The organism is Arthrobacter arabinosi (assembly GCF_054511115.1).
In genome coordinates, this window is record NZ_JBTNDF010000005.1 from 238,868 (window position 1) to 245,132 (window position 6,265).

Genomic DNA, 6,265 nt, shown 5'->3' on the forward strand with positions numbered 1-6,265 from the left:
AAGCACCCCCGGGTCAGATGCCTGGGGCCACAAACATGTTGCCTGAGTCACATGTTATGGCTCGGAGGCTAGCACCGGCCGCGGACACTTCGGGGATCGGTTGCGCCTCGCGGCGCGTCTTCCTCCCCGGCTCTGGCGCAGGGCGGTGCGCCGTCGTATAGTGCCGGGCCGCGACGGCACGGGTGGCCTCAGAGGAACGGCGCCAGCACCGCCGCCGCCTCGCCCAACACCTCGGGGCGGGTGGTCGCGTGCACGGAGAAGCGGATGCGGTCCCCGTGGAGCGTCGCGCTGATGTCGGCGGCCGCCAGGGCCTCGTGTGCCCCGGCCGCGCGTCCGCCCACGCCCGCCACCACGATCCCGGCGGCTTCCGATGGGTCCCTGGGCGAGAGAACCGGCACCCCGGCGGCGTCGAGGCACCCGATGAGCGTCCGGGCGTGGGCGGCCACGATCCCCTCGATGCCCGGCACGCCCACCGCCTCGATCAGCGTGAGGGCCTCCGCGAGGGCGCCCGTCGCGTAGGGCGAGAGGTTCGAGACGGAGAAGCGCTGCGCGCCGGGCAGCGGCGGGTGCTCCTCGCCGTCGTACCGGTGGGGATCCGTGACGCCGGTCCACCCGGTGAGCAGCGGCTCGATCCGCGCCATGCCCTGCGGGGACAGGGCAAGGGCGGCCACACCCCAGCCGGCGCGGATCCACTTCTGCGCGCCGACGATCAGCGCGTCGGCCAGCGTCCACTCGAGGTCGACGACGCCGAAGGCCTGGATGCCGTCGACCACGAGCAGGCGGTCGGGTCCGATGACCGCGCGGATGCCCGCGAGGTCGGCCCGGTAGCCGGTGCGGAAGTCGACGGCGCTGACGCTCACCGCGACGGTGTCGTCGGTGAGGGCACGGGCGACGACGTCGGGCGTCATGCGCGTGCCCGGCCCACCGGTCGGCGCGACGCGCGCCCGCCCCGCGGCACCGGCGCGGAGCCAGGGGTACGTGTTGGCGGGGAACTCCCCGGCGCTGACGAGCACCGAACCGCCGGCCAGGCCGAACGCCACCTGGAACAGGCCCAGCGAGGTGCTGCCGGTCAGCCCCACGTTCTCGGGCGGGAACCCGCTGAGCCGCGCGAAGGCTTCCCGCGCGCGGAGGTCCTCACCGAACAGGGAGCCGTCCCGGGCGCCGCCGCCCTTCGCGGCGACCTCCAGGAGGTGTGCCACCCGCTCGCGGACGGCACGGGACGGCGGCCCGTAGCTCGCGAAGTTCAGGTATCCACGCCCTTCCGTGAAGGACGCCCGGTAGGACGCCAGCGCGGCGCCGTCGTGTTCCGTCGGACTGCCCATGCTCCTCCTCCGCTCTCAGCCGGGAGCGTGGTCCCGCCGCCCCGAACGCAAGCTATCAGGCGGAGGACGGCGCAGGGCTGGGGTCACCGCTCAGCGGCGCTTGTTCTTGCCCTTGAGCAGCGGGTTGGGGCTGCCCGTGGCGATCCTCCCCGCCTGGTCGTCGGCCGGTGGGGACTGCTTGCGGCCCCCGGTACCCGCGACCCTGCCGCGCGTCCGCCCGCCCGAGCGCCGCCCGGCACCGTACGAGCCGGTGTCGGTCATCTCGTCGCCGTCGATGCTGCTGACGACGCGCTCCTTCCGGACCTGCTCCCTCACCGTGGTCCTGCCGGCGACGGTGGTCCTGGCCAGCCGGACCCGCTCGACGGGGACGGTCTCCGTACCCAGCACCACGGCCTGCTCCTCGTGGCCGACGAGCTCGACGACCTGCTCCTGGAAGAGCGAAGCGTCAGGGGAGGCGTTGCGCGCCGTGATCGGCTCCCGCTCGATCACCAGCTCCTCCCTCAGCAGGGGCACCCTCCGGCGGGACTCCTCGGTGACCACGTACTTGCGCAGGCGCACACGGGCGGCCTCGTAGCTCTCCGTCCCGACGCGGAGCCGCTCCTCCGAACGGATCATCCAGGGTTCACCGTCGCCATGCCGCTCGCGGACGGTGCCGTCGTCGTGCGACGGTGTGGCGTCGTCGACGGGCACGCTCGCCGCGGCCGTCGTCGCTTCGTCCAGACCGTAGTGCCCGTACAGCACGCGCTTGTCCTCGGGCCCGAGGTGGCCGTCGCGCTCGATCGACGGGGCGTGGCGGATGAGGTCGCGCGGATACGCCACGACGAGCCGGCCGTCCTGCACGACGGCACCCTCGAGCGGCACGAAGGACTCCTTCGTGCCGAACAGGCCGGTGTGGACGGTGACCCAGGTCGGCGCCTCGGTGGCGTCGTTCAGGTACATCTCGCCGAGCGTTCCCACCTTGTCCCCCTGGTCCGTGACGACCGCGGTGCGGTGGCCGAGAAGGGGGTCGAGATCGTGCATCGTGAGCATGGGGTTCCTGTCGTCGGTGTCGCCCGCATGAGGCGACGCATTGTCGACAGGATAGAGCGAGCCGGACCCATATAACAAGCAGGCTTACTATCGTGTTCCGGCACGGCGGGCCGTGCCGGCAGCCGGCGGGTGTCGGTGCACGGCGAGCGAGGCCAGGAGTTCGTCGGACAGCGCCTGCGCCTCGAGGTCGTACGCCCCGCCGCTGACCAGCAGCTCGTCGGCGCCCGTCCGCTGCCGGAGTGCGGCGAGCTGCTGCCGGACCTCGTGCGCCGTCCCGTATGCGGCCGCCGCGAGGGACTCCCGCACGAGCCCCTCCTGCCGCTCCGTCAGCGGGCCCGGCCGCCCGTCCAGGGGCGGGAAGGATCCCCTCGTCCGGGAGAGGGCGAGCGCCCGGGCCTCCGGCAGGAGGAGCTGCCGTGCCGCCTCCGTCGTGCCCGCCACCGCCACGTTCAGCGACACCGTGACGTGCGGCTCGTCCCACCACGGGGACGGGCGGAAGGTCGTCCGGTACCGCTCGAGCGCGGGATCGCCCTCCCGGGACAGGGCAGGTCCACCGAGCACGACGGCGAGGCCGGCGCGCGCCGCGATGTCCAGGCCCTGACCCGTGGCCAGGACGAAGACGGGAGTGCGGCCACCGTCCGCCGGGCGGGCGGTGATGGGAGCGGTGCCGCCGAGGAGGGCGAGGAGATCGTCGAGGTCCTGCTCGAACCGGTCGGCGTCCTCCCTGCCCGCCCTCAGCGCGGTCCGCACCGCGGAGGTGAACCCGAGCGACCGGCCGACACCCAGATCGAACCGGCCGCCGCTCAGGGCGTTCAGCGTCGCCGCCTGCTCGGCGACCACCAGGGGCTGGTGGTTCGGCAGCATGATGCCGCCCGTCCCGACGCGGATGGACGTCGTCCGGGAGGCCACCGCTGCGGCGAGCACCGCCGGCACGGACCCTGCGATACCGGGCACGCCGTGGTGCTCGGCGACCCAGAACCTCCGGTAGCCGAGCACTTCCGCCCGCTGCGCTCGTTCGACCACGTGCTGCAGTGTCGCGGCTTCCGAGGACCCGATGCGCGACTGCGCGCGGTCGAGGATGGACACGTGGGCGAAAGAGGTCATATCCCTGGAACCGGCGACGCCGCGGCACCATTCCGGGTAGGGTTGCGGCACGGGCGCCAGGGATGCCGCCCGAGCCAGCCGGACAACGAGGTACGGCGGGCCGAGAACATCAGCGGGGTTGAGCGTCATGGGCATCTTCACCAGGTTCCGTCGTCGTCCACGGCAGCTGCCGACACCGGCGGCACGCGTGGTCAGCGAGGAGAGCCGGCTGTTCCGGCTCGCCGACGGCATCGCGGAATCGCAGGCACGGCTCCTCCTGATCGCCGATCGCGTTGCCGCGGGCCGTGGGGAACCGGGCGACGAGGCCCGCCTGCGCATCCAGCGCGAGATCACGGCGGGCTTCCGGGCACGCCTCGAGAAGGCCTCGCTGCCGACCGGCCTCGGCGACGACGTCGAAGCCTGGCTGCGCTCCACTCCCCTGCCGTCCTCCGCGGACGCGCGCGTGCACCGCCCGCGCTAGGGCCCCTTTCCGATAATGACGGTGGCGCGCGTCAGGATGGGATCTCGTCGCCGCCCGTGATCCTGCGGGTCGGCGCGGACCCACCGAAAGGACTCCCGCCATGATGGGCGCCCACCATGCTGCCTGCGGCGCCGCCGCCTGGGTAGCCGCCACCACCCGCATCGAGATCCACCCGGGTCATCTGCTCCCCGTCCTGCCCGACACCGTCACCCTCGGCCTCGGTCTGCTGGACGTCAGCCCCGTCGGCGTCGTCACCGGTGCGCTCGTCACGGCCGGCGCGGCACTCCTGCCCGACGCCGACCACCACAACGCCACCATCGCGCACTCCCTGCCACCACTGTCCAACCTGCTGTGCGCCGGCGTGGGTGCCATCTCGGGAGGTCACCGGCGCGGCACGCATTCGCTGCTCGGTGTGTGCGCGTTCGTCGCCGTCGCGTTCGTCGCCGGGCTGTGGACCGTCGGGACGGCGGACTTCGGCACCATCTACCCGGGCGCCGGTGTGCTGACGGTGCTGCTGGTCTCCTTCGCGGCGAAGGCCCTGAGAATCATCCCGGACAGCATGCGACGCTCCCCCTGGGCGGTCGGCCTGACCGCGGGCGCGTTCGTCACGGCATTCGCTCCCGAGGAGCAGTTCTGGTTCCCGCTCGCGGTCGGCATCGGCGTCGTCGTGCACATCCTTGGAGACATGCTGACCACCGGCGGCTGCAACCCCGTGTATCCGTTCCGGCTCCGCAGGCCACGGAGCCTGGCGAGGATGCCGGTGGTCGCCCAGATATGGCGGCCCAACGGGAACATCGCGGTGCCGGTGCTCGGCAACGCCGGTTCCCTCCGGGAGTGGTGCCTGCTCGTTCCCGTCTCGCTCTACGCGCTCGGTGGCGTCGGCTGGGCCGTCGCGAGGATCGACGACGGCGCGACGGTGATCGCGCGAGCCGCGGGAGCCGGCTGACGACGCCGGACCAGCGCGCCCGGCCGACCGCGGGTCAGCAGCCGTCGGGGCCGCAGGCGGGGCCGTCGGGTGACGAAGCGAGGGGCACCAGGGGGTGGGACTCGCGCCACGCCTGGTCGAGCGCCTCCCGGAACACCTCGACGGGCTGCGCGCCGGAGATCCCGTACGTGCGGTCGACGACGAAGAAGGGGACGCCCCGCACCCCGAGCGTGCGGGCTTCCTCGATGTCGGCGCGGACCTCGGCGGCGAACCGGTCGCTTGCGACGGTGTCCCGGATCTCGTCCTCGCCGAGGCCGAGGCCCGTGCCGAGGGTGACCAGGACCTCGACGTCGGAGGTGTCCCGTCCCTGCTCGAAGTGCGCGGACATGATGGCTTCCTTCGCGGCCTCGCCCTGGCCCCGGGATCTCGCGAGATGGAGGAATCGGTGCGCCGTGAAGCTGTTGCCCACCACCACGCGGTCGAAGTCGAAGGAGAGACCCTCCCCCTCGGCCTGCCGGGTGAGGTGCTGCCACATCTGACGGACCTGCTCCGGGGCGATGCCCTTGCGCTCGGCGAGGTACTGCTGCTCCGTGCCGTCGTAGTGGTCAGGGAGGGAGGGGTCGAGCTGGAAGCTCTTCCATGTCACGTCCACCTGCTCCCGGTGGGGGAAGTCCGCGAGGGCTTTCGCGAAACGGCGCTTCCCCACGTAGCACCAGGGGCATTTGATGTCGGACCAGATCTCTATTCTCATGCCTGGCGCAACCGCAGAGCGCTCAGGCGCTATTCCCGGAGGAAGAGCGCCTGAGCGTTGCTGCTACTTGCGGTTCAGCAGGCCGCGGAGGAACCCGCCGGCCTTTCCTGCCGGGACGGGCGTGCCCCGCTGGCCCGTACCGCGGACGGGCTTTCCGGTGGTGCCGGCGCCCTTGCCACCGAGGTAACGGCCCGCAGCGTTCTTGATCGTGTTGCTGATTCCCATGACGATCTCCTTCGGTTGCGCATCTGCACCCAGAAACATCAGGTGGCTTACCAGTTTACTCCGTGCTGCCCGCCCTGCCGGGCGTGGGGGGCTCGACGGCAAGGCCGGAACGCTTGAGGAGGGCGTAGGTCGTGGCGTGCTTCTGGCCTCCGGAGAGCTTGGACGGGTGGTTGTCCTTCCGGTCCAGCTACCTTCCTCAGGTTCTCGAGCGCGTGCTGTCCGGCGGCCTCCTTGGGCATCCTCTTCACGTCGCGCAGGGGCGCCGTCACGTTGCCGAGGGCCGTCTTGGTCAGGAACAGGTTGAACTGCTGGAACACCATGCCGAGGTCGGTCCGCTTCAGGGCCGTCACGGACGCCTTCTCGTTCACGAGTCCCCCCCCCCCCCCCCCCCCCCCCCCCCCCCCCCCCCCCCCCCCCCCCCCCCCCCCCCCCCCCCGCCCCCCCCCCCC

The 6,265-nt window shown here is 72.5% G+C and carries 8 protein-coding genes; 2 read left to right on the forward strand and 6 right to left on the reverse strand.

What is annotated here, in order from left to right:
- Window positions 1-188: 188 nt before the first annotated feature.
- From ACX80P_RS14135 to ACX80P_RS14145, 3 genes are all read right to left on the reverse strand, one after another.
- Window positions 189-1,322, reverse strand: a complete 1,134-nt coding sequence (locus tag ACX80P_RS14135) for an aminotransferase class V-fold PLP-dependent enzyme (protein ID WP_459278736.1) — start codon at window positions 1,320-1,322, stop codon at window positions 189-191.
- Window positions 1,323-1,412: 90 nt separating this feature from the next.
- Window positions 1,413-2,351 carry a PRC and DUF2382 domain-containing protein gene (locus ACX80P_RS14140; RefSeq protein ID WP_459278737.1) on the reverse strand — a complete coding sequence of 313 codons (939 nt, stop codon included), beginning with the start codon at window positions 2,349-2,351 and terminating at the stop codon, window positions 1,413-1,415.
- 87 nt (window positions 2,352-2,438) lie between these two features.
- Window positions 2,439-3,455, reverse strand: coding sequence for an MsnO8 family LLM class oxidoreductase (locus ACX80P_RS14145; protein WP_459278738.1), 1,017 nt, complete (start codon window positions 3,453-3,455; stop codon window positions 2,439-2,441).
- Between the two features lie 127 nt (window positions 3,456-3,582).
- On the opposite strand from ACX80P_RS14145, the gene ACX80P_RS14150 reads away from it, so the two are divergent.
- Both ACX80P_RS14150 and ACX80P_RS14155 read left to right on the forward strand, forming a co-directional pair.
- Window positions 3,583-3,915 (forward strand): hypothetical protein, encoded by a 333-nt coding sequence (locus ACX80P_RS14150; protein WP_459278739.1) that lies wholly within the window; start codon window positions 3,583-3,585, stop codon window positions 3,913-3,915.
- A 100-nt stretch (window positions 3,916-4,015) separates the two neighbouring features.
- A complete protein-coding gene (locus ACX80P_RS14155; RefSeq protein WP_459278740.1) occupies window positions 4,016-4,861 on the forward strand; it encodes a metal-dependent hydrolase in 846 nt (281 codons plus the stop codon).
- A gap of 34 nt (window positions 4,862-4,895) precedes the next feature.
- Here ACX80P_RS14155 and ACX80P_RS14160 read toward each other — a convergent pair whose 3' ends face one another.
- The 3 genes from ACX80P_RS14160 to ACX80P_RS14170 form a co-directional block, all read right to left on the reverse strand.
- Window positions 4,896-5,591, reverse strand: coding sequence for a DsbA family oxidoreductase (locus ACX80P_RS14160; protein WP_459278741.1), 696 nt, complete (start codon window positions 5,589-5,591; stop codon window positions 4,896-4,898).
- 63 nt (window positions 5,592-5,654) lie between these two features.
- Window positions 5,655-5,816, reverse strand: coding sequence for a hypothetical protein (locus ACX80P_RS14165; RefSeq protein WP_459278742.1), 162 nt, complete (start codon window positions 5,814-5,816; stop codon window positions 5,655-5,657).
- A 47-nt stretch (window positions 5,817-5,863) separates the two neighbouring features.
- Complete coding sequence (locus ACX80P_RS14170) at window positions 5,864-6,184, reverse strand: ATP-binding cassette domain-containing protein (RefSeq protein WP_459278743.1); 321 nt, start codon at window positions 6,182-6,184, stop codon at window positions 5,864-5,866.
- Between the last annotated feature and the right edge of the window lie 81 nt (window positions 6,185-6,265).

Bases quoted from the DNA above. Each gene is read 5' to 3' on its own strand.
- ACX80P_RS14155 (WP_459278740.1), top strand. From the start codon at position 4,016: ATGATGGGCGCCCACCATGCTGCCTGCGGCGCCGCCGCCTGGGTAGCC.
- ACX80P_RS14150 (WP_459278739.1), top strand. From the start codon at position 3,583: ATGGGCATCTTCACCAGGTTCCGTCGTCGTCCACGGCAGCTGCCGACA.
- ACX80P_RS14145 (WP_459278738.1), bottom strand. From the start codon at position 3,455: ATGACCTCTTTCGCCCACGTGTCCATCCTCGACCGCGCGCAGTCGCGC.
- ACX80P_RS14160 (WP_459278741.1), bottom strand. From the start codon at position 5,591: ATGAGAATAGAGATCTGGTCCGACATCAAATGCCCCTGGTGCTACGTG.
- ACX80P_RS14140 (WP_459278737.1), bottom strand. From the start codon at position 2,351: ATGCTCACGATGCACGATCTCGACCCCCTTCTCGGCCACCGCACCGCG.
- ACX80P_RS14135 (WP_459278736.1), bottom strand. From the start codon at position 1,322: ATGGGCAGTCCGACGGAACACGACGGCGCCGCGCTGGCGTCCTACCGG.
- ACX80P_RS14165 (WP_459278742.1), bottom strand. From the start codon at position 5,816: ATGGGAATCAGCAACACGATCAAGAACGCTGCGGGCCGTTACCTCGGT.